Source organism: Rhizobium sp. BK176, assembly GCF_024808055.1.
Genome location: NZ_JANUBV010000013.1, coordinates 154511 through 176579, shown reverse-complemented (window position 1 = coordinate 176579; position 22069 = coordinate 154511). Strand labels below are relative to the sequence as shown.

Below are 22069 nucleotides of genomic sequence, written 5' to 3'. Positions count from 1 at the left end.
ATGACGTCAAGACGGAAACAACGCGCGGGAGGTTTTTGCCATATGCCTGTTGCCTCCGCTCGACTATGGTCGACCAGTTCCCGATTCAGTGAGGCCGCCATGAGACTTTCTGCTTGCATCGAATGGCTGTTCGCAGCCGAGGCCGAGACCTTCGCGGACAGGATCCGGTTTGCGCACAGTCATGGTGTCGAGGCCGTCGAATTCTGGAGATGGACGGACAAGGATATCGGCAGCATCGAATGGGCGCTGACCGAAACGTGCGTCCAACTTACCAGCTTCGTGGCCGAACCGATGATCGCCTTAACTGACAGAAACAACAAAGAAAACTTCCTGAAGGGGCTGAAAAGTTCTGTTGAGACTGCCCGACGCCTCGGTGCGCATACGTTGATTGCCCAGGCAGGTAATGATCTCCCTGGCAAGTCCCGTGAAGAGCAGAAGGCGGCTCTCGTCGAGACGCTGACCGCTGCCGGCGAGTTTCTCGAGGGTACTGGTGTCCGCCTTGGACTCGAGCCGCTCAACACGTTGATCGACCACGTTGGCTATTTCCTGCACTCAACGATCGAAGGCATCGAGATCGTGAGGGCGACAGGGCGGCCAGAGATCGGCATCGTCTACGATGTCTATCATTCCGCAGTGATGGGGGAGAATACGGCAGAGGTCATAGCGGACAACATCGACCGGGTTTTCCACGTCCATATCGCCGATCATCCGGGAAGGAACGAGCCGGGTAGCGGGAACATCGACCTCAAGCACCGCGTCGATTGGCTCGTCCAACATGGTTACGGCGGCGCGATTGGACTCGAATACAGGCCTTTGGCGTCGAGCGCCACGACCATCGCAGAGACACGGCGTTTGCTCGGCTAAGAAACAGCGTAACTCATCCTTGGTCGGTCCCGGCTATTTCAATTCGACGCGCCGTGTACCATCTAGCTGGTGGATGGATAGGGTCTTCCGCAATCGGGAGACGACCGTGTTTTGTGGAGCGTAGTTATGCAATCCCTTTCGGACGTACCTGTGGACCTCATGGAGCACAGCGAGGGCGTGTGGCCCGCGCGTCGACGCAAGATTATCGATTGGCTGGTCAACGAGACGCGCGGCGAGAGGTTCATCGACAACATATTTGTGCAGATGTGCCAGCGGCTGCGCGACGAGGGCGTGCCTGTCGCACGCGCATCGTTGCATTTCCGAACGCTTCATCCGCAATGGCTGGGTGCGCGCATCCTCTGGCGCACCGGCCTGGCCGAAGCCAAGATCGATACGTTCGCCTATGGGGTCGAGAAAACACCGCAGTTTCAAAACAGCCCGGTGAACGAGATCTTCAGCGGCGCAGTCGAAGTACGCAGAAACCTCGAGATAATGCGCGATGGCGACGGCCACCACCAATTCTATGACGAAATGATACGTGAAGGGCTAACCGAGTACGTCGCCTGGCCAATGGAACACACGCTCGGCAAACGCCACATCGCGACCTTTTCCAGTGACCGTCCCGGTGGCTTTACAGAAGAGCATATCGCCTTCCTAAAAGACGTTCTTCCGGCATTGACGCTTGTGAGCGAAATTCGCACCAAGAACATTCTTGCGCGCACTTTGCTTGAAACCTACGTCGGGCCACACGCCAGCGCCGAAATTCTAGCCGGCGCCACGACCCGCGGCAGCGGTGCGACGGTCGGTGCTGCGATCATGATCTGCGACCTGCGCGACTTTACGACCATTTCGGATCAATGGCCGCGCGATGACGTCATCGAGCTACTGAACGGCTATTTCGACGCAATGTCGGAACCGATCGAAAAGCACGGTGGCGAAATCCTCAAGTTCATGGGTGACGGTATGCTGGCGATCTTTCCGCTGCGCGACGCCGCGGCCTGCCAGAACCTTCTGATGGCGATCAAGGAGGCGGAGCGTGCTGTCGCCGATCTCAACGAGCGCAATGCGCGCAACGGGCGCGAAGTGCTGCGCTACGGCGTCGGCGTCCACGTCGGCGACGTCATGTACGGGAATATCGGCTCGCGTCGGCGGCTCGACTTCACAGTGATCGGACCGGCCGTGAACGTAGCCTCGCGCCTGGAAAGCCTGACGAAGGAAATCAAGCGTCCGGTGCTTTTCTCCCGGGCTTTCGTCGAAATGGCCGCGTGCAAGGAAGGCATGGAAAGCCTCGGTTCGTTCCCGCTTCGGGGATTGGGCGAACCGGTCGACGTGTTTGCCTTCAAGCAATCCTGAAAGAATGCAGGACAAGGCACGGGCAGGGTTCCGAAATGAGGGATGGGGTTGTAGGGCTACCTTAGCCTAACGATCTTGAGTCCTGCCAGGAGACGATCCCCTCATGCCCGGTCCGTATGTCGTTCCCGTCCACGGTGACGAGGAGCTTCCGAAAGAATGCGACGTTGTCGTCATCGGCGGCGGTATCATCGGTTGCTCCACCGCGCTGGAGCTTGCCGAACGTGGCTTGCGCGTCACGCTCTGCGAGAAGGGCGGTATCGGCAAGGAACAGTCGAGCCGCAACTGGGGTTGGGTGCGCATCTCGATGCGCGATCCGCGCGAAGTGCCGTTGATGGCCGAGGCGCTGAGAATATGGGATGGCCTCGACAAGCGCACCGGTCGCGACACCGGCTTCAAGCGAGCCGGCATCATCTTCACCTGCGCCACCGAAAAGGAACTGGCCGACCACGAGCGCTGGCGTACAAATCTGGACGGCTACCAGATCGAATCCCGCATGTTGACCGCACGCGAATTCGGCGAAACGGTTCCCGGGTCGAGGCTCGACATGGCAGGAGCGCTCTATACGCCGGCCGACGGACGAGCGGAGCCGCAGAAAGCGGCACCGGCGATCGCTGAAGCCGCGCGTGACAAGGGGGCGACGATCCTGACGGAATGCGCAGTGCGCGGCATAGAGACTTCAGCGGGAGCCGTCAGCGGCGTGGTGACCGAACGTGGTGCGATCGCCTGCACGGCCGTCGTTCTGGCTGGCGGAGCCTGGTCCAGCCTGTTTGCCGGGCGCTTCGGCATCGACCTGCCGCAGCTCAAGGTATTGAACAGCGTGATGCGCACCAGACGGTTGGAAGGCGGGCCGGAGCAAGCGATCTGGGCGAAGGATTTCGCGATCCGCAAGCGGCAAGACGGCGGCTATACCGTAGCTTGCGGACACGACAACATCGTCGACATCGTGCCGGATTCGTTCCGTTATGCCGCAGACTTCCTGCCGGCGTTGCGGGCCGAGTGGAAATCGCTCTCCTTTCGCTTGGCCGGTCGTTTTTTCGACGAGTTGCGCATTCCGCGGCATTGGTCGATGGATGAGGCAAGCCCGTTTGAGCCTCACCGGGTTCTCGATCCGTTGCCCTCGAAGAAATTGACGCTGGATGCGCTAGGCGGCCTGAAAAGGGCGCTTCCGGTGTTCGAGAAGGTGGAAATCGCGCAGGGCTGGGGTGGCTATATCGATGTTACGCCAGATGCCGTGCCCGTCATCTCGGCCCTTGACGCCATTCCCGGCTTTCATGTCGCGACCGGATTTTCTGGGCATGGCTTCGGCATCGGGCCGGCGGCAGGGCGCTTGATGGCGGATATCGTTACCGGCCGGCCACCCGTCGTCGACCCGAAGGCATTTCGGATTTCACGCTTCAGCGACGGCTCGAAGGTGGAGCTGATCAGCGGCTTCTGACCACGCCGAGCCGACTTCCAATGCCAACCGCTTGGCAGAAGGTCACCGTGCGCTCTGGTTCGCGCCATCCCGCATGAACTGGATCTAAGAGGAAAAGCGTCATATCAGCGCTGGACTGACGCTCGCGTTTTTTGACCACCGTCGCTCACCAGTCGTCGGGAGCCCGCGGTGGTCGCATGCGAACTCGGACCAACCGTATGGGCAGCAACAGCAGACACGCGCCGAAAAAGCCGAGCCCGAAAAAAGCGACCCATCCGCCGTAGTGAAAACCCAGTCGCTCCGCGATTGCATTGAGGATAACGGCCCCAACGACCCCCGCGACGATATCGGTCGCTAGATGGGCATGGGCGTGCATGAATTTGTTGGCCATCCAACCGGCTACGCCTCCGACGATGACAGCCGTCAGCCAGTCAACCCGCCCTTCGGTCATGGAAGCACTTACGACGGTTGATAACCATTCAACTTGTCCTTCGTCCATGGCGGCACCTACGCTCAAATTCCGACTGTGCGACAATAGCACCGTGTACTCGGGCCAGAAGTACGCAACGGTAAATTTGCGAACCAAATGTTCGTTGAGCGAGCAAAGGGACTGATCCACCAAGCTCGCTATTTTGGGGCTTGGTTTCGATTGATTTCGCAGCCGTATCCATTTGCGCCCATTAGCGTTTTCGGCCGCAAGGGCAGGGCGTAGGTCGGTTCAGGCGCATTTTGTCGCGCAACCCAAAAACCAAATGATATCAATGGGAGTGGTACGCCCTAGGGGAATCGAACCCCTCTTTACAGAATGAGAATCTGTTGTCCTAACCGATAGACGAAGGGCGCATCAGCAAAAGAAATAGGAACGGAAGCGCGTTTCGACAAGACGCGCGAACTGAGCGAAAATACCGCGGCCACTCGGAAGCGGCGAGAGCGATGCCTAAGCTTAGGAGAGCAAACGAATGTCTGCCGCGACGTCGCTCAAATCATTGTTGAACTGGTGATCCCCGTGTTCGAGCATCCGAACCACAGCACTTGGAAACGCTTTCGCATAGAGATGAACATGGGCAGCAGGCACCTCCGCGTCCTCAGCGCTATGATAAAGATAGAGGGGAGTGCCGGCCGAAATGCGCCCTGGGACCTCGCGGCAGTCGGCCATGCCACTGCTTGACCATCCGCCTTCTCCGAAGAAGGGCGCCGCGAGGACAAACAAGCCGCCAAACCTTGGCTTGTGTTGTTCGGCAAACGCATGGATTAAAACAGTGCCGCCGAACGAGTGACCCACGAGAACTGCCCGATCCTCCAGCAAGTCGAGTTCGCTCGCCAGTGCGGCCTTCCAGACTGTGTAACTGGGATCGTCTTCGCCGGGCATCCTTGGGTAGCGGACAGCATAGTTTTCGCCAAGTTCGCGCTCAAGGCTCGCCACGAGCTGGTTATCCCAGTGGTCGTGGACACCTTCGCCCGCACCCTGAATGAAAAGGACTTGTTTGGCCATCGCCCATTTTTATTGGACGAGGGGCATAGCGCAAGACCGCCGCTTTCCGCAGAACGTTGCGAATGCGCGGCAATCATGCCGAAGAAAACTAAAAAATGTAATGAAATCAACACGAATGGCACGCCCTAGGGGAGTCGAACCCCTCTTCCCAGAATGAAAATCTGGTGTCCTAACCGATAGACGAAGGGCGCTTCCTTCGTGGTGGCGCCCTTATAGTCAGGCACTTTGAATCCCGCAAGCGGCAATTTCGATTTTTTGCAAAATAATGACAGGATTTTTTTGCGGCAGCGAACTCGCGTTTATTGCAACCGAATCAAAACGCTATCGGTCGATGTTCGCAACCCATCGGGCATGCTCACGCTGCGTTATGAACGATGCAGGGCAAGCGCTAAAGGGCGCGCGCGATCGCCGCCGGCGCCGTTCTGCCGCCACAACCCCAGTTCCAGTCACGGCTCTTTCCGGTGTCAAGATGGATGGAATCGGTGTGGCAATAGGTGCCAACGCCGCCGCGATCAGGCAGCGAGCGAATATAGCTCGCGATGTCCCATTTCGACACTCCGTCCATCTGGATGTCGGCGGCGTCACAGGTCTTGTGCATGGATTCCTCGGCGCCGCCGACCATGCGGTTATGGTCCGGGTCGCGATACCCTGACGTGACGACCACCGGCCTGCCGAAATGCGTTTCGACAGCCTTGATGACATTCAACAGGTTCGGCTTGAAGCAGCCGACGTCAACCTTGTCGTTTTGAAGATGCAGACCGTTGGGCGCAATCCGTGTCATGCCGGGTAGCGAGGCCTTTTGCAGCAACCCGGAAAGACTGCCGAGCAGGTTTTGCCGCGGTGCGCTGTAAAGCGCATTCATCGTCTGGCCCGTTGCCAATGAGGCAGTCTGGACCGGCGTGATCTGCGTGCTTGTATTCTGTGAGGATTGCTGTGGCGGCAAGGGCGGCTGACCCTGCTGGGATTGCGGGGATTGATCGGGTGGGAGCTGGCTGCTGTAGACGCTGGAGCGGGTCGGGCTGACGCCGCCGGGTGCATAGGCATTGCCGGCGGCCGGCTGCAACTGCGTCGAGGTCGGATTGTTTTGTGGTGCCGGGTGTACCGAGAAAATGCTCATCGCCTGTGCATTAATGCCAGTCGACTGCATTGCCAGGCCGCCAATATTGGCAGGCGCCGAAGCGGTCGATCCGACCGCCACCGGCTGCGCATTCGCGGCTTGAGCCGGCTGGGGGCCCGACATGCCGGCCACCATGGGGTCGCGGTAGCCGGGCTTGGCAGGCGCCGCCGCCTGCTGCGCTACATCAGCCGGCTCGACGGGGGCGACCACCGCTGCGGCATCGGTACCCTTCTTGTCCGACATGCAGCCGGTCAGCATCAGTGCCGATGTGGCGATCAGAAGGGCAGGTCCAAAAGGGATCCGCTTTTCAATAGCGAGCACGCGAGCAGTCTCCAGGAGATGGCGAAGCTGCGCAAAAGTCGCGTCGTTTCGCCTCGAGTCGGCTGGAGAGTGCCTGCGCCACCAGGCTGCGGCAAGCGCGGCGCGGACACGTCGGTCCGAAATCGCAAAAGCCGCAAGCCTCGCAAAAGCCTCGGCTACCAGGCGCCGGTATTGCCCATCGAAGCCCAGGGTTCGGCGGATGGAAGGCTGCCGCCCTTCTGCAGAATCTCGATCGAGATTCCGTCGGGCGAACGCACGAAAGCCATGTGGCCGTCACGCGGCGGACGATTGATGGTGATACCGTTGTCCATAAGCTTCTGGCAGACGGCATAGATATCGTCGACCTCATAGGCGAGATGGCCGAAGTTGCGCCCGCCGGTATAGTCTTCGGTGTCCCAGTTGTAGGTCAATTCCAGGCATGGCGCGCCCTTGGCGCTGGCGTCGCTTTTGTCGCCGGGGGCCGCAAGGAAAACGAGCGTGAAACGGCCTTTCTCGTTCTCCGTGCGTCGGAGTTCCTCGAGGCCGAAGAGGGTCGTGTAAAAATGCAGGGAGGCATCCAGATCTTTCACGCGGACCATGGTGTGGAGATAACGCATTCTATTTCCTCTCTATTGCGGGGTGACGGAATCTTATGTGGCGGAACACCAGTTTCGGGCAAGACAGCGGGGTATGATTGGCAACTGGGAATAATCGAAAAGTAGGACTTGCGCTAATCCGTTACCAACATGTTAATCTTGATCTCAAGAATCAGTTAACCGTAACAGTGTGACGCGTATTGAGGGGCTGGCGACATGGCTGACAGGATTTCATCAAAGGAATTCACCGACCTCGAACAACTCGCGGGGGAAGCGGTCGACCTCATTGAAATCACCGGCGTCGTCAAGTGGTTCGACGTAGCCAAGGGCTTCGGTTTTATTGTCCCCGACAATGGCATGCAGGATGTCCTCCTTCATGTGACCTGCCTGCGTCGCGACGGCTTCCAGACAATTCTCGAAGGCACGCGGATCGTTGCGCTGATTCAGCGCCGCGAACGCGGCTACCAGGCATTCAAGATCCTTTCCATGGACCAGTCGACGGCCGTCCATCCCTCGATGCTGCCGCCGGTTCGCACGCATGTGCAGGTGACACCGACGAGCGGGCTGGAGCGCGCGCTGGTAAAGTGGTTCAACCGCACCAAGGGTTTCGGTTTTCTGACGCGGGGCGAGGGGACCGAGGATATTTTCGTGCACATGGAAACATTGCGCCGGTTCGGTCTCACCGAGTTGCGTCCGGGTCAGGTCGTACTCGTGCGTTACGGCGACGGCGACAAGGGGCTGATGGCTGCCGAGATTCATCCGGATGTGCCAAGCCCGGTGAGCCGCGCACACTGATGCCTGTGTCCCGCTCGCACTGGATAAGAAGCGCCCTTGCGGCGCTTTTTTTCATCGTCGCCCTGCCGGCCCTTTCGCAACAGCCGATGACGTTCGACAAGGAGCCGCTCATCATCCACACGGCATCTGGCAAGCGGCTGAATTTCATCGTCGAAATCGCCGACACGAACGAAGAGCGCCAGCGCGGGCTCATGTATCGCAAGGAAATGGCCGAAGACGCTGGAATGATTTTCGATTTCGGTGTGTCTCGACGGGTCCAGATGTGGATGGAAAACACCATCCTGCCCCTCGATATGCTGTTCGTTGATTCGACGGGTACGATTCGCAACATCAAGCAGAACGCCGTGCCGTACTCGCAGGAGATCATCGATTCGATGACGGAGGTGAAGTACGTGATCGAGCTTAATGCCGGCGTGACGGCAAAGCTCGGCATCAAGCCGGGTGACAAAGTGATGAGCGCGACGACCACCAAGAAGAAATAGCGCGCCACTCCAAAGCACCGCGAGATCGACCTATACGCAATCGATTCGGGGGCGTTGCGCAGCCGCGCCGATTGGCGGGGGGCAATGTGAATGGGTTGGCAATGCCGGTTAAGGCAGCCAGTCGTATCATGAATTGTCGAGAAAAGTGGTCGGAGTGGAGAGATTCGAACTCCCGACCCTCTGGTCCCAAACCAGATGCGCTACCAGACTGCGCTACACTCCGTGCCGACGAGGGAGGGCAATACACGGTTCGCCTCGAGCCCGCAATATCTAAAATCACCTAATCCCCCGCTTGGTGAGCGCTCTTTCGTTCAACGCGGTGTGCGTCTGTTGACGTCAGTGCGAATTAGGGAAGGGTAGTGGATGGGCGTCGGAAACGGCTCATGAATGCAGCTTCCGGCGCCACGGCTTTTCTCTTGAAAAGAAAGGGATTCGCCGCTAAGCAAAATTCATCTCTTCGTGCGATGTTTGAATGAAGAGAGGCCCCGGACATGGGGAAGACGAAGTTTTGAGTGCGAAAGCCCGTTAACCGGAGGCGCTGCAGCAATGTCTGCCAAGATCTACCGTCCCGCCAAGACAGCGATGCAGTCCGGCAAGGCAAAGACACATATTTGGGTTCTTGAGTTCGATCAGGAGACGCCGCGCACCATCGATCCGATCATGGGCTATACGTCCTCCTCGGATATGCGCCAGCAGTTGAAGCTGACCTTCGAAACGCAGGAACTCGCCGAGGCTTATGCCAAGCGTAACGGTATCGAGTACCGGGTGATTGCGCCAAAGGATCCGCAGCGTCAGATCGTGGCCTATCCCGACAATTTCCGCTATACGCGGACGCAACCCTGGACGCATTGATCCGCGTCCAGCGATAACAGATATGACCGGACCGAGTGCCCGGTCGCGTGGCCCCTTAGCTCAGCTGGATAGAGCACCTGCCTTCTAAGCAGGTTGTCGCAGGTTCGATTCCTGCAGGGGTCGCCACTCTTGTGTGTTTCGACATCGCATGAAGCGCATCTAGCGCCACAACGATCGCGAGACCAAGGTCCAATGTGCAATCGACTTCGGTCGTCTATATTCGAGACTGACGAGCCTCGTCTTGCCGCAACCTGGTGACGGAGACGAGTGCTGGTTCGATCTGAACGAGCGTGCCTGGAACTCCCGCGCAATGCGAGGTTACTTCGAACCTATTGGCCGACGGTCGTCGTGTGTTGCTGCGAGGAGGAGTAGATGTACCGATTTCGCGTTTTTGTAGTGATCGGAGCGCTGATCAGCCTTGCGATAATCACGTCGGCCTGTACTTCGACGTCCAATCAACAGAATCGAAATCTTCCGCTGAACTCGGCTTGTGCACTTGGATTCGATAACGACCGACCTTGTAGCTACTAGATAGAGCGGTCGAACGGAACCCGCCGTGTGGCGGGAACTAGGACAAGAGACTTCGACAGGTCGCGCAGGCAATCCCGACGCGACCCGTATGTTGAGCGCTAGAGCGCGCCCTGGCGTGGTTCTCGCGATGGCTCACCCAATGCCGAACACGCCCATGAAATGCTTCATGCGGGCGGTGGCAAGCTCCGGCTTGTCCAGGACGTTCGCCTTGTCTGCGAGGCGGAAGATCTCGGCATAATGATTGACGCCGCGCGCCGACTGCAACCCCGCCGGCAGGCTGAAATGGCTTTGGTGGCCATTCAGCCAAGCCAGAAAGACGACGCCAGCCTTATAGTATTGCGTCGGCGCTTCAAAGATCTTGCGCGAGAGAGGGACGGTCGGTTCGATAACAGAGCGGAACGTAGCGGCATCGCCGGCTGCGAGCGATGCCAATGCCTTTGATGCCGACGGTGCAACGGCATCGAAGATGCCAAGGAGCGCATGGCTGTAACGCTCGCCATCTCCTTCAATCAGTTCGGCATAGTTGAAGTCATCGCCAGTAAAGCAGAGTACGCCTTCAGGAAGCTGATTGCGGAGCTGTACCTCTTTGGCGTTGTCGAGCAGCGAGATCTTGATTCCCTCGACCTTGTCCTTGTTCTCGTTGATGATCCTGAGAACAGAGGCCAGGGCCGGCTCAAATTTGGAGCTCCCCCAGTAGCCGGCTAAGTTCGGATCGAACATCTCGCCCAACCAATGGAGGACGACCTTGTCCTTGGCCTGGGAGAGAATCCGGCCGTAAACCTTGGCGTAGTCGTCGGCAGAGGACGCGACCCGGGCGAGGGCGCGGCTTGCCATCATGATGGCGCGGCCGCCGTTCTTTTCGACGAATTCTATCTGGGTCTCATACGCCCGGATGACGTCGTCAATCGATCTTGCGTCGGATGCTGCGAGATGATCGGTGCCAGCGCCGCAGGCGAGATCCGCGCCTGCAATATTGCGAGATTCGTCCAGTGATCGCCGGATCAGTTCCTGTGCGCCAGCCCAATTGAGGCCCATGCCACGCTGGGAGGTATCCATCGCTTCGGCGATCTTGAAGCCAAGGCTCCACAGATGCCGACGGAAAGCGATGGTTGCGTCCCAATCGATCGCCGGGAGGCCCCAAGGATCCATGTCGTTTTTCGGGTCCGACACGACGTGGGCGGCGGCATAAGCGATCCGGTTGAATTGGGGTGGCGTGGAAGGGCGCCCGATCGGCGTCCCGGCAAGGCGGTACTCTTCCGTGGAACCGTCGGGGTTCGGCAGATTCAAACACAAGCTCATTGCGATCCTCCTCAATGGTGACTGAGGCAATAATTTGGATCGTTCCAAATTGCAACAGCTTTTTTGAATCAACATTTCTTATGGGGCGGCGCGCCTGGTTTTCCCGTTTCAGAGGCACTAATCATCTGCAAAGTAATACTATTTATGTCGACATAACCTAATTCCTGACGATGCATTTTCTTGGAAAGCAGACTTGACAAATTTGGAACGTTCCAATTATTTAAGCCCCAAGCTGGCGAAAGCCGAGGAGGAATTCATGGCGAAGGGGCGGGTCACCGTCATTGACATTGCGAAGGCCGCCGGCGTTTCGAAGTCGACGGTTTCCCTGGTCTTGCAGGGATCTCCGCTCGTGAATGAAGGGACGCGTTCCAAGGTGAATGCGGCCATGCGCGAGCTGGGTTATGTCTATAATCGTGGGGCGGCGAACCTTCGTCAGGCCGGCGCGAAATCGAAGATCATTGGGGTCGTCGTCAACGACCTGACCAACGGCTTCTTTGCCGAGCTCGCCGTCGGTGTCGACATGGTCGTGCAGTCCGCCGGCTTTGTGCAATTCCTTTCCAATACAAGCGAGAGCATAGATCGTCAGCGGGAAGTCATTGCCTCGATGCGAGAGCACGGAATCTCCGGGCTCATCGTCTCTCCGGCGCGCGCCACCGAATCCGTCGATTTCAAGCCGCTTGTCGCCGCCGGCATTCCGGTGGTTGTCGTGGTTCGCAACCTGCCGGGCGCGAAGGTCTCGTCGGTCGTGTCCGATAATCAGGGAGGAACGTCAGCGGCCGTCGAGCATCTGGCGTCCTTGGGGCATACTCGAATTGCGTTTCTCGGCGGTTTTCCGGATACGGCGGTCTTCGAGGAGCGTCTGGAAGGCTATGTCGACGGTCTGAAAGCGGCGGGGCTCGGCTTTCATGAAGAGCTGGTTGTGTCGTCAGCGCCCTCGAGGGCGGGCGGTGTCGATGCAATCGGGCGCGCGATGACGATGAGCGATCGGCCGACGGCAGCGGTCTGTTTCAATGACGCCGTTGCGTTCGGTGTGTGTGACGGTCTGCGCGCGCGGCGCATGGAGCCCGGTCGAGACTTCGCTGTCGTCGGCTTCGACGACGTCATCGAGGCGCAGACGGCCGTTCCTGCTTTGACGACAGTTTCCGTCGATCCGCAAGGCATGGGCCGGCGTACGGCACAGCTTCTGCTCAAGCAGATCAACGCAGGCAAGGCGGAACCCGAAAGTGTGACGACCGCCGTCCGGCTCGTCGTTCGCGAAAGCTGCGGCGCCGCCCAGAAAAAAGCAGGGAGGAAGACGGCATGACGATTCGCTGGGGCCTGATTGGCGCGAGCACCATTGCACGCGAGTGGGTGATTGGTGCGATCCGCGCGACGGGTGGCGATATCGCTTCCGTCATGAGTTCGAATGCTGAGCGCGGTCAGTCCTATGCGAAGGAGAACGGCATCCCGAAGCATGTTTCCGACGTCGCGGCCTTGGTCAACGATCCCGCGGTCGATGCCGTCTATATCTCCACGACGAATGAGCTTCATTGCGACCAGGCGATCGCGGCGGCACGCGCCGGCAAGCATGTCCTTTGCGAAAAGCCGTTGGCGATGTCGCTGCGAGATGCGCATGCGATGGCAAAGGCGGCGAATGACGCTGGCGTCGTGCTTGCCACCAACCATCATCTCCGCAACGCCTCCACTCACATCGCCATGCGCGACGCGATTGCGGCCGGCAAAATCGGCAAGCCGCTTGCCGCGCGCGTCTTTCATGCCGTGTATCTGCCAGCTCACCTGCAAGGCTGGCGACTGGACAAGCCGGAGGCTGGTGCCGGCGTCATTCTTGACATCACTGTTCACGACACCGACACGCTGCGGTTCGTTCTCGGGCGTGATCCGGTGGAGGTCGTTGCATTCTCGCAGGCGGCGGGGATGGGTAAGCCTGGCGTCGAAGATGGCGTCATGGGCGTGATGCGTTTCGAGGACGGTATCCTCGCGCAGTTTCATGATGCCTTCACCACCAAATATGCCGAAACCGGCTTTGAGGTGCATGGTACCGAAGGCTCGCTGATCGGCCGCAATGTCATGACCCAGCGGCCGGTTGGAACGGTGACGTTGAAAAACGCCGATGGCGAGCAGCAGCTGCCGACCAATGCGATCAGTCTCTACGAAACTGCGCTCAAGGCCTTCCATGCCGCGGTAGCCGGCAAGGGCCGTCCTTCGGCGACAGTGGAGGATGGAATCTGGTCGCTCGCAACGGGCCTCGCGGTTGTCGAGGCTGCGAGAAGCGGCGCCGTCGTAAAAATCAAAACAGGACTTTGAGTAATCCCGATGAGCAAGCACATCACGCCGGCCGAAGCTGCCGCACTGATCCCCGACGGAGCCGTCGTATCCGTGTCGTCATCGAGCGGCCTCGGTTGCCCCGACCTGATGCTGAAGGCGATTGGCGAGCGTTTCGACAGCACCGGCCACCCCCGCGATCTCACGACGCTACACCCGATCGCAGCAGGTGACATGAGCGGCATCAAGGGTGTCGACTATATCGCCAAGAAGGGACTGCTGAAAAAGATCCTCGGTGGTTCCTATCCATCGGGCCCATCCAGCGCGGAGCCGCCGCTGATCTGGCAGATGATCACCAACAACGAGATTCCGGCCTACAACATCCCGTCGGGCATCATGTTCGATATTCATCGAGAAGCCGCTGCCAAGCGCCCTGGGGTCCTGACGAAGGTCGGTATCGACACCTTCGTCGATCCGAGAAGACAGGGCTGCGCGATGAACGACCTGGCTGCGGAGGAGCCGGTGGTCAAGCGCGTCGTGTTCGAAGGAGAGGATTGGCTGTTCTTCCCGTCGATCGTGCCGCAGATCGCTATCATTCGTGCAACGACGGCCGACGAGCGTGGCAATCTTACCTATGAGCACGAGGGTGCCTATCTCGGCGGCCTGGATCAGGCGCTTGCTGCCCGCAACAATGGCGGCATCGTGATCGCCCAGGTCAAGCGCATCACCAAGGAAGGTTCGCTGAAGCCGCATGACGTGCGTGTGCCTGGCATGTTGGTTGATTATGTCATCGTCGATCCGGACCAGAAGCAAACCACGCAGACGCTTTACGATCCGGCCATTTCAGGCGAAATTTTCCGGCCGCTCGATACCTTCCGCGTTCCGGAATTCAATATCCAGAAGGTCATTGCCCGCCGCGTGGCTCAGGAGCTTGAGGCCGGTAGCTGCGTCAACCTCGGATTCGGTATTTCCGCCAACGTGCCGCGCATCCTGCTTGAGGAAGGGCTGCACGGCTCGGTCACCTGGGTGATCGAACAGGGCGCCGTCGGTGGTGTTCCGTTGTTGGATTTTGCGTTCGGCTGCGCCTCCAACGCTGATGCCTATATGCCGTCGCCATACCAATTCACCTACTTCCAGGGTGCCGGCTTCGATGCTTCGCTCCTGTCTTTCCTCGAAATCGGCAGGGACGGCTCTGTCAACGTTTCGAAACTTTCGTTCCGACCGCACGTCACGGCCGGGGCAGGCGGCTTCGTCGATATCACGGCGCGGGCGAAGAAGATCGTGTTCTCCGGCATGTTCAACGCGGGTGCGAAGCTTGCGATCGCTGACGGCAAGCTGGTCATCGAGAAGGAAGGCAAGCTGAAGAAGCTCGTCAACGAGGTCGAGCATGTCACCTTCTCCGGCAAGCGGGCGATCGAGCAGGGGCAGGACATCACTTATGTCACCGAGCGGTGCGTGATGAAGCTGACTCCGGAAGGTGTTGTCCTGACGGAAATCGCACCTGGCGTCGACCTGCAGACCCACATCCTCGATCAGTCCGAGTTCCCGCTCATCGTGGCAAAGGACCTCAAGGTCATGGATGCGAAGCTCTTCGCCGAAGCGAACATCGGTCTGTCTCTGCCGGAGAAGGGCGCCCGCGTGCTCGAGGGTGTCTTCCATGGCTAGCGGCACGGTCAGAGTTCAGGTCGAGGATCACATCGCGATCATGACGGTATCGCGGCCGGAGAAGCTGAACGCGCTTGATCTGGACATGCTGAAGGCGTTGGCGGATGCGGCCGATGAAGTCGAGGCAAACGCCGACGTGCGCGCTGCGATCCTGACGGGTGAGGGCAAGGGCTTCTCGGCTGGCGGTGATATCAAGGCGTGGGGTGGAATGCGGCCGGAGGAGTTCGGCCATGCCTGGGTCCGCCATGGCCATCGCGTTTTCGAAAGGCTTGCAACACTGAGGGTGCCGCTGATTGCCGCCCTGAACGGCCACGCTCTCGGTGGCGGGCTGGAGCTTGCCGGTGTGGCGGACATTCGCATCGCCGAAGAGCACATCAAGATCGGACTACCGGAGACCGGTCTGGGCATGGTGCCAGGTTGGTCCGGCACGCAGCGTCTTGTGAAGCGTTTTGGTGCGCAGGTGGTGCGGCGCATGGCACTGGGTGGCGAGATCTTCACCGCCGACGAGGCTCGGGTGCTCGGCATCGTCGATGCCGTCACGTCGAGTGGAAACGCGGTGGAGGCCGCGAAGGAATATGCGCAACGGATCGCGTCGAGAGGCCCGGCGGCGCTGGAGATCGTGAAGCTGATGATCGCATCGGCCAATGGCGAGGACAACGGCACCGCCGTCGAAGCGCTCGGGTCGATCCTCGTCGCTAAAACTGCTGATCTCAGAGAGGGCGTCGCATCTTTCAGCGAGAAACGCCCGGCTAAATTCAAGGGAGAATGGTAATGACGGTTCTGGTTAATCCAAGAGCGCTTAGCGACCACAAGACCCGCGACTTCAGGATGCTGGTCGACGGCAAGTGGGAGGCCGGATCCGCCCAACCGATCGAGCGCGTTGCTCCGAGCCATGGCGTCGTTGTGAGCCGCTTTCCGACCGGCAGCAAGGCAGATGCCGAACGTGCGATCCTTGCTGCCCGTAAAGCCTTTGATCACGGTCCGTGGCCGCGGATGACCGCATCCGAACGGTCGGCGATTTTGCTCAAGGCCGCTGACCTGATCGCGGCTCGTGCGGAAGAACTGGCTTTCCTGGACGCGATCGAGGCAGGCAAGCCGATTTCGCAAGTGCGTGGCGAAATAGCCGGCTCCGTCGATATCTGGCGATATGCAGCGGCCCTTGCCCGCGATCTGCACGGTGAAAGCTACAACACGCTTGGAGACGGTACGCTGGGGGTCGTCCTGCGCGAGGCGATCGGCGTGGTGTCGATTATTACGCCCTGGAATTTCCCGTTCCTGATCGTCGGCCAGAAGCTGCCCTTTGCCCTTGCCGCTGGATGCACCACGGTCGTAAAGCCGTCGGAGCTCACTTCGGGATCGACCCTCGTCCTTGGCGAAATCTTGCAGGAAGCGGGCGTTCCGGACGGTGCCGTGAACATTGTCACCGGTACGGGACCGGAGGTCGGGGCCGTCCTGACCTCCCATCCAGAGGTCGACATGGTGTCGTTTACGGGCTCCACCGGTGTCGGCAAGCTGACGATGACGAACGCGGCGCAAACGCTGAAGAAGGTCTCGCTGGAACTCGGCGGCAAAAACCCGCAGATCGTGTTTCCCGATGCGGACCTCGACGCATTTATCGACGCCGCAGTCTTCGGTGCCTACTTCAATGCCGGCGAATGCTGCAATGCAGGGTCCCGCCTGATCCTGCACAAGAGTATCGCTTCCGACGTGGTCAAGCGTGTCGCGGAGCTCTCTAAGGACGTCAAGGTCGGCGATCCGCTCGATCCAACCACGCAAGTTGGTGCTATCATCACGCCGCAGCATCTGGAGAAGATCGCAGGCTACGTTGCCGGTGCGACCAGCGGCGGCGCGCAAGTTGCACATGGCGGCGAAAAGCTCGACCTGGGCATGGGGCAATACATGGCGCCGACCATCCTCGAAGCTGTGACGCCTGATATGGCGGTTGCGCGTGAAGAGGTCTTCGGCCCTGTGCTCTCCGTGCTCACGTTCGAAACCAGAGCGGAGGCGATCGAGATCGCAAACGCGATCGACTACGGGCTTTCGGCCGGCGTCTGGAGCCGCGATTTCGATACCTGCCTGACCGTCGGGCGCAAGGTGAGAGCGGGGACAATCTGGATGAATACCTTCATGGACGGGGCGTCCGAGTTGCCGTTCGGTGGTTACAAACAATCCGGCCTCGGGCGTGAACTCGGTCGTCACGCAGTGGAGGATTATACCGAGACCAAGACGCTCAACATGCATATCGGCGGACGCACCGGCTGGTGGATGCCGCGCTAAGGTTACAGAGCGAAACGCAACCGAGAGAAAGGAGGGCAATATGGCTGGATCGACATTCGTAGATCGCACGACGTTCGCGCTTTGGCACTCGCATGCCTCTTGCTTCCTCATGCCCGCACCTGCTGGTCGATCGTGCGGACGATTACGGTCCGCCGTTTCCAGAGAGCGGCGGCTGCGGCGTCAGCAGGACCTGCAACTGATCCATGTCCGTCTCGCCGCCGATCCGTTCCTTGAGGATGCGGCCGATCTGCTCGCCGGTGGCCGTCAGGTCCTCATAGATGGTCTCGACCTTCGGTTGGATGGCGGAAAGGAGCTGCGAGGTCTGCTTGGCGACAATGTCGTATTCGACGCCAAGGGTGCGTCCGCAGTCGCTCATGCCGGTGATGGTGGCAAGTGCGCACACTTCGCCACCGCAGGTGAAGGCGTCGGGCGGATCGGGTTCGCGATGACGTCGCGCGATGCGATCGCGAATCGCGCCAGCCGGATGGTCGAGGTCTATATCGGAGATGACCTCATAGGCGCAGCCGGCTTCACGCACCGCCGTCATGAAGCCGTGCAGGATGTGACTGCCGAAGCTGAATTGCATCGGTCCGCTGATCAGCGCCGGTTTGCGGCGCCCCTTGGCGATCAGGCGTTTGGTTGCCTCGTAGGAGAAGGTGAAGTTGTCATAGTCGACGTAGGCGTGCGGGGTCGACAGTTCCGTGCGGCCATGGGTGACGAACGGAAAATCGTGCTCCATCAGCAATCGCACGCGCGGGTCGAAAGGCTCGGTGCGCGACAGCACCAGGCCATCGGCCATGTGGTTGCGCATGATGTAGTTGACCGCATCGATGTTGGTGGTGTGCGGCAGGTTCGGCATGACGATCAGGTGATAGGCGGTTCCTTGCAGGGCATTGGCGATGCCGGACATGATGGAAGTGCCGTAGCCGAGGATTTCCTCGTGCGGTTCCAGCAGGATGGCGATGACATTCGTCCGGCCGGTCTTCAGGCGCTGGGCGGCGCGATCAGGGGAGTACCCGACCTCAATCGCGATCTCGCGGACGCGCTTGCGGGTTTCGTGATTGATCACCGGGTCGTCGGACAACGCCCGCGATACCGTGGTTACGGCAAGGCCAGCCATATCGGCGATGGTGCGCAGCGTCGGCTTGCCGCTCCTGCGGGTCGATGTGGTCGTGGGCGGCATTGCGACGCGAGGCACGCTCGGCATTCCTCCAAAGGGCTCGAATGGCGGGACACTAACGCGACGGCGAAGCCGATGCAATGCTGGACTGGAAACGTTTTAAATTTCGGCGTCTATTCGGTTCGTCTTCTAGCTACTTCTAAAAATGAAGTAAAAACAGGTGTTAACGTGCCGTTGTGCTGACGTGGAAAGGTAACGCGGGTGACTTGACTTGGTCAAGTTTATAACGTTTTAAATAACTTACGCGGCGTTCGCGCCGTGGTAACCAAAGCCTTCGTGCGGGGAGTGTGCGCGGGCTTTTGAACGCGGATATTCCGCTTTTGTAAACTTGCAATCCGGGAGGAAAACGATGCGCAAGTTTTTGATGACGACTGCATTGGTGACGATGACCGTTGCCGGCCTTGGTGCTGCCAAGGCTGCTGACGTGAAGGAAGTACAGATGCTGCATTGGTGGACGTCGGGCGGCGAAGCTGCGGCCCTCAACGTCCTCAAGGAAGATCTGTCCAAGGAAGGATTTGCCTGGAAAGACGTGCCGGTCGCCGGCGGTGGTGGTGATGCGGCAATGACCGCGCTCAAGGCCATGGTTGCTGCGGGCACCTATCCGACGGCTTCGCAGATGCTCGGCTACACCGTTCTCGACTATGCGCAGGCTGGCGTCATGGGCGACCTAACGGAGACGGCAAAGAAGGAAGGCTGGGACAAGTCCGTTCCGGCAGCGCTGCAGAAGTTCTCCGTCTACGACGGCAAGTGGGTTGCTGCCCCTGTTAACGTTCACTCGGTCAATTGGCTGTGGATCAACAAGGCCGTCATGGAAAAGATCGGCGGCACCGAGCCGAAGACCTTCGACGACCTGATCGCTTTGCTCGACAAGGCCAAGGCAGCTGGTGTCACTCCGCTGGCGCTGGGTGGGCAGAACTGGCAGGAAGCCACAATGTTCGACTCGATTGTGCTGTCGACTGGCGGCCCCGAGTTTTACAAGAAGGCTATGAACGACCTCGACGAGGAGTCGCTGAAGTCGGACACGATGAAGAAGTCGTTCGACAATCTGCAGAAGATCGTCCAGTACGTCGACCCGAACTTCTCCGGACGTGACTGGAACCTCGCAACCGCCATGGTCATCAAGGGCGATGCACTCGTTCAGGTCATGGGCGACTGGGCAAAGGGCGAATTCGTAGCAGCCAAGAAGACCCCGAACACGGACTTCCTCTGCTACCGCTTCCCGGGCACTGACGGCAGCGTGATCTACAACTCCGACATGTTCGGCATGTTCAACGTGCCGGATGATCGCAAGGCGGCTCAGGTTGCGCTTGCAACGGCGACGCTCTCCAAGAGCTTCCAGTCTGCATTCAACGTCGTCAAGGGCTCGGTTCCGGCCCGTACAGACGTTCCTGATACCGACTTTGACGCTTGCGGCAAGAAGGGTATCGCCGACCTGAAGGCTGCCAACGAAGGCGGCACGCTGTTCGGCTCGCTGGCACAGGGCTACGGCGCTCCTCCGGCAGTTGCCAACGCCTATAAGGACGTCGTCTCCAAGTTCGTGCATGGCCAGATCAAGACCTCCGATCAGGCGGTCGAAGAACTCGTCAAGGCAATTGAAGACGCCAAGTAACTAAGGCCTCCCGCGGTCTTCCCCGCCTTCGTGGCGGGGAAGATTCCGCAACGGACGACATCGTCGGAGGAGATGACACCCCATGAGCACCATCGCTACAGATAAAACCGTTCTCACCTCGCATCGTGGAACGCCCATTTCAATCCGCGCGCGCCTGCAGGACGCGCTGCCGAAGATCGTGCTCGCGCCGAGTTTCGCAATCACGCTTGTTTTCGTCTACGGCTTCATCATCTGGACGGTCTATCTGTCCTTCACCAATTCCAAGACCTTCCCATCCTACGCACTAACCGGGCCGCGCGCCTATCAACGGCTCTGGCGCTGGACGTTTGAAAGCGATCCGCCCTCCAGCTGGTACACCTCGATCACCAACATGGGCATTTTCGGTTTCCTCTACATCGGCATCTGCCTGGCGCTCGGCCTGTTTCTGGCGATCCTGCTGGATCAGAAAATTCGAGGCGAGGGCATATTGCGGCCCATCTTCCTCTATCCGATGGCGCTGTCGTTCATCGTGACAGGCGTTGCCTGGAAATGGTTCCTCGATCCGGGTCTCGGCCTGGAGCAGACACTTCATCAGTTCGGCTGGACGAGCTTCCACTTCGACTGGATCAAGAACAAGGATTTCGTGATCTATACCGTGGTGATCGCCGGCGTTTGGCAGGCCTCCGGTTTCGTCATGGCGATGTTCCTCGCTGGCCTCCGCGGCATCGATAGCGAGATCATGAAGGCGGCACAGATCGACGGCGCAACGACGGTACAGCTCTATCGGCGCATCATTATTCCATTGCTGCGGCCGATCTTCCTCTCGGCCTTCATCGTGCTCGCCCACATGGCGATCAAGTCCTATGACCTTGTCGTGGCGCTGACCTCAGGCGGCCCCGGTGGCTCGGCCTGGCTGCCATCCAACTTCATGTACGAATACACCTTCAAGCGGAACGAGATGGCGGTTGGTTCAGCCAGCGCCGTGATCATGTTGATGACGATCTCGGCAATCATCGTTCCCTATCTCTATTCGGAACTGCGGGAGAAATCGCGATGAGCGCTGTCACCTCGACTCTTCCAAGCGCGGCCAGCGCGTCACGCTCCAAAATGTTCAGCCGGATCTTCATCTACGGTCTGTTGGTCATCTTCGCGATCATCTACCTGATGCCGCTGTTCGTCATGCTGGTGACCTCGTTCAAGACGATGGACGAGATCCAAAGTGGCAATATGCTGGCGCTGCCGAAGGCGCCGACCATCGAACCCTGGTTCAAGGCCTGGGGAGAGGCCTGCGTCGGTCTCACCTGCGCCGGCATCAAGGGCTACTTCTGGAACTCGATCAAGATGGTGGTTCCGGCGGTGGCGATCTCCACGATCATGGGGGCGCTGAATGGCTATGTGCTGACGAAATGGCGCTTTCCTGGCCACACTCTGGTCTTCGGGTTGATGCTGTTTGCCTGCTTCATTCCGTTCCAGTCGGTGCTTCTGCCGATGGCGACGATTCTCGGCAGCCTCGGTCGGTTTGGGGCGACGTTGCGCGACCAAATCGGCATGTCGCTGGGCTTTGGCAATCCGACCGTCAATCTCGTCACCGTTCACGTGATTTACGGCCTCGGCTTCACGACGCTGTTCTTCCGCAACTACTATGAGGCCTTTCCGACCGAGTTAGTGAAGGCGGCGCAGGTGGACGGTGCAAGCTTCTTCCAGATCTTCCGCCGCATCATGCTGCCCAATTCACTGCCGATCATCGTCGTCACTGTGATCTACCAGTTCACCAACATCTGGAACGACTTCCTGTTTGCTTCGGCCTATGCGGGAACGGGCGATTCCATGCCGATGACGGTGGCGTTGAACAACGTCGTCAACACCTCCACCGGCGTCGTCGAATACAACGTCAACATGGCGGCGGCGATGATCGCAGCCCTTCCGACACTCCTCGTCTACATTCTCGCCGGCCGCTACTTCGTGCGTGGCCTGATGGCGGGCGCGGTTAAAGGATAATCCA

At 59.4% G+C, this 22069-nt stretch carries 20 protein-coding genes and 4 tRNA genes; 15 read left to right on the top strand and 9 right to left on the bottom strand.

Translation table 11 applies throughout. The annotated features are described in order from the left end of the window. Positions 1–99: 99 nt before the first annotated feature. The 3 genes from FHT76_RS29370 (at position 100) to FHT76_RS29360 (ending at position 3652) form a co-directional block, all read left to right on the top strand. The gene (locus tag FHT76_RS29370; protein WP_183862997.1) at positions 100–864 is read left to right on the top strand and encodes a TIM barrel protein; all 765 of its coding nucleotides are present in this window, start codon (positions 100–102) and stop codon (positions 862–864) included. Positions 865–990: 126 nt separating this feature from the next. After that, positions 991–2217 carry an adenylate/guanylate cyclase domain-containing protein gene (locus FHT76_RS29365; RefSeq protein WP_183862995.1) on the top strand — a complete coding sequence of 409 codons (1227 nt, stop codon included), beginning with the start codon at positions 991–993 and terminating at the stop codon, positions 2215–2217. Between the two features lie 103 nt (positions 2218–2320). Next, positions 2321–3652 carry an FAD-binding oxidoreductase gene (locus FHT76_RS29360; protein ID WP_183862993.1) on the top strand — a complete coding sequence of 444 codons (1332 nt, stop codon included), beginning with the start codon at positions 2321–2323 and terminating at the stop codon, positions 3650–3652. A gap of 145 nt (positions 3653–3797) precedes the next feature. On the opposite strand, the gene FHT76_RS29355 is transcribed toward FHT76_RS29360, so the two are convergent. The 6 genes from FHT76_RS29355 to gloA all read right to left on the bottom strand — a co-directional run bounded on the left by FHT76_RS29355 (position 3798) and on the right by gloA (position 7157). Further along, the gene (locus FHT76_RS29355; protein WP_259132087.1) at positions 3798–4250 is read right to left on the bottom strand and encodes a GlsB/YeaQ/YmgE family stress response membrane protein; all 453 of its coding nucleotides are present in this window, start codon (positions 4248–4250) and stop codon (positions 3798–3800) included. Between the two features lie 149 nt (positions 4251–4399). After that, positions 4400–4474, bottom strand: a tRNA-Glu gene (locus FHT76_RS29350). Between the two features lie 100 nt (positions 4475–4574). After that, a complete protein-coding gene (locus FHT76_RS29345) occupies positions 4575–5123 on the bottom strand; it encodes an alpha/beta fold hydrolase (RefSeq protein ID WP_183862991.1) in 549 nt (182 codons plus the stop codon). A gap of 116 nt (positions 5124–5239) precedes the next feature. After that, a tRNA-Glu gene (locus FHT76_RS29340) sits at positions 5240–5314 on the bottom strand. A gap of 197 nt (positions 5315–5511) precedes the next feature. After that, the gene (locus tag FHT76_RS29335; RefSeq protein WP_183862989.1) at positions 5512–6561 is read right to left on the bottom strand and encodes a D-Ala-D-Ala carboxypeptidase family metallohydrolase; all 1050 of its coding nucleotides are present in this window, start codon (positions 6559–6561) and stop codon (positions 5512–5514) included. Positions 6562–6716: 155 nt separating this feature from the next. Beyond that, the gene (gloA, locus tag FHT76_RS29330) at positions 6717–7157 is read right to left on the bottom strand and encodes a lactoylglutathione lyase (RefSeq protein ID WP_183862987.1); all 441 of its coding nucleotides are present in this window, start codon (positions 7155–7157) and stop codon (positions 6717–6719) included. Between the two features lie 195 nt (positions 7158–7352). On the opposite strand from gloA, the gene FHT76_RS29325 reads away from it, so the two are divergent. Both FHT76_RS29325 and FHT76_RS29320 read left to right on the top strand, forming a co-directional pair. Further along, the gene (locus FHT76_RS29325) at positions 7353–7931 is read left to right on the top strand and encodes a cold-shock protein (RefSeq protein ID WP_183756217.1); all 579 of its coding nucleotides are present in this window, start codon (positions 7353–7355) and stop codon (positions 7929–7931) included. Further along, positions 7931–8413, top strand: a complete 483-nt coding sequence (locus tag FHT76_RS29320; protein WP_259127813.1) for a DUF192 domain-containing protein — start codon at positions 7931–7933, stop codon at positions 8411–8413. The genes FHT76_RS29325 and FHT76_RS29320 overlap by 1 nt, the downstream gene beginning before the upstream one ends. A gap of 146 nt (positions 8414–8559) precedes the next feature. On the opposite strand, the gene FHT76_RS29315 is transcribed toward FHT76_RS29320, so the two are convergent. Then, a tRNA-Pro gene (locus FHT76_RS29315) sits at positions 8560–8636 on the bottom strand. 323 nt (positions 8637–8959) lie between these two features. On the opposite strand from FHT76_RS29315, the gene FHT76_RS29310 reads away from it, so the two are divergent. After that, on the top strand, positions 8960–9265 hold the full coding sequence (locus FHT76_RS29310) for an ETC complex I subunit (protein WP_016554394.1): 306 nt from the start codon (positions 8960–8962) through the stop codon (positions 9263–9265). 49 nt (positions 9266–9314) lie between these two features. Continuing rightward, positions 9315–9391: transfer RNA gene (locus FHT76_RS29305), tRNA-Arg, on the top strand. Positions 9392–9928: 537 nt separating this feature from the next. Here FHT76_RS29305 and FHT76_RS29300 read toward each other — a convergent pair. Continuing rightward, on the bottom strand, positions 9929–11095 hold the full coding sequence (locus FHT76_RS29300) for a dihydrodipicolinate synthase family protein (protein WP_259127928.1): 1167 nt from the start codon (positions 11093–11095) through the stop codon (positions 9929–9931). Between the two features lie 256 nt (positions 11096–11351). On the opposite strand from FHT76_RS29300, the gene FHT76_RS29295 reads away from it, so the two are divergent. From FHT76_RS29295 to FHT76_RS29275, 5 genes are read left to right on the top strand one after another with little or no spacing between them, the layout of a single operon-like run. Beyond that, positions 11352–12398: a LacI family DNA-binding transcriptional regulator gene (locus FHT76_RS29295; RefSeq protein WP_183862981.1), complete on the top strand. Its 1047-nt coding sequence runs from the start codon at positions 11352–11354 to the stop codon at positions 12396–12398. After that, entirely contained in the window at positions 12395–13399 is a 1005-nt protein-coding gene (locus FHT76_RS29290) for a Gfo/Idh/MocA family protein (protein ID WP_183862979.1), read from the top strand. The genes FHT76_RS29295 and FHT76_RS29290 overlap by 4 nt, the downstream gene beginning before the upstream one ends. Positions 13400–13408: 9 nt before the next feature. Further along, positions 13409–15022 carry an acyl CoA:acetate/3-ketoacid CoA transferase gene (locus tag FHT76_RS29285; RefSeq protein ID WP_259127931.1) on the top strand — a complete coding sequence of 538 codons (1614 nt, stop codon included), beginning with the start codon at positions 13409–13411 and terminating at the stop codon, positions 15020–15022. After that, positions 15015–15794, top strand: a complete 780-nt coding sequence (locus FHT76_RS29280) for an enoyl-CoA hydratase/isomerase family protein (RefSeq protein ID WP_183862975.1) — start codon at positions 15015–15017, stop codon at positions 15792–15794. The genes FHT76_RS29285 and FHT76_RS29280 overlap by 8 nt, the downstream gene beginning before the upstream one ends. After that, the gene (locus FHT76_RS29275; protein WP_183862973.1) at positions 15794–17299 is read left to right on the top strand and encodes an aldehyde dehydrogenase family protein; all 1506 of its coding nucleotides are present in this window, start codon (positions 15794–15796) and stop codon (positions 17297–17299) included. Before FHT76_RS29280 ends, FHT76_RS29275 begins: the two co-directional genes overlap by 1 nt. Positions 17300–17441: 142 nt before the next feature. Here the strand turns inward: FHT76_RS29275 and FHT76_RS29270 are convergent, their stop codons facing one another. Then, entirely contained in the window at positions 17442–18506 is a 1065-nt protein-coding gene (locus FHT76_RS29270; RefSeq protein ID WP_246712627.1) for a LacI family transcriptional regulator, read from the bottom strand. Positions 18507–18828: 322 nt separating this feature from the next. Here FHT76_RS29270 and FHT76_RS29265 point away from each other — a divergent pair, with 322 nt between their 5' ends. The 3 genes from FHT76_RS29265 to FHT76_RS29255 all read left to right on the top strand — a co-directional run bounded on the left by FHT76_RS29265 (position 18829) and on the right by FHT76_RS29255 (position 22065). Beyond that, positions 18829–20088 carry an ABC transporter substrate-binding protein gene (locus FHT76_RS29265; RefSeq protein WP_016554386.1) on the top strand — a complete coding sequence of 420 codons (1260 nt, stop codon included), beginning with the start codon at positions 18829–18831 and terminating at the stop codon, positions 20086–20088. An 82-nt stretch (positions 20089–20170) separates the two neighbouring features. Beyond that, on the top strand, positions 20171–21124 hold the full coding sequence (locus FHT76_RS29260) for a carbohydrate ABC transporter permease (protein WP_016554385.1): 954 nt from the start codon (positions 20171–20173) through the stop codon (positions 21122–21124). Continuing rightward, positions 21121–22065: a carbohydrate ABC transporter permease gene (locus FHT76_RS29255; protein WP_016554384.1), complete on the top strand. Its 945-nt coding sequence runs from the start codon at positions 21121–21123 to the stop codon at positions 22063–22065. Before FHT76_RS29260 ends, FHT76_RS29255 begins: the two co-directional genes overlap by 4 nt. The last annotated feature ends 4 nt before the right edge of the window (positions 22066–22069 follow it).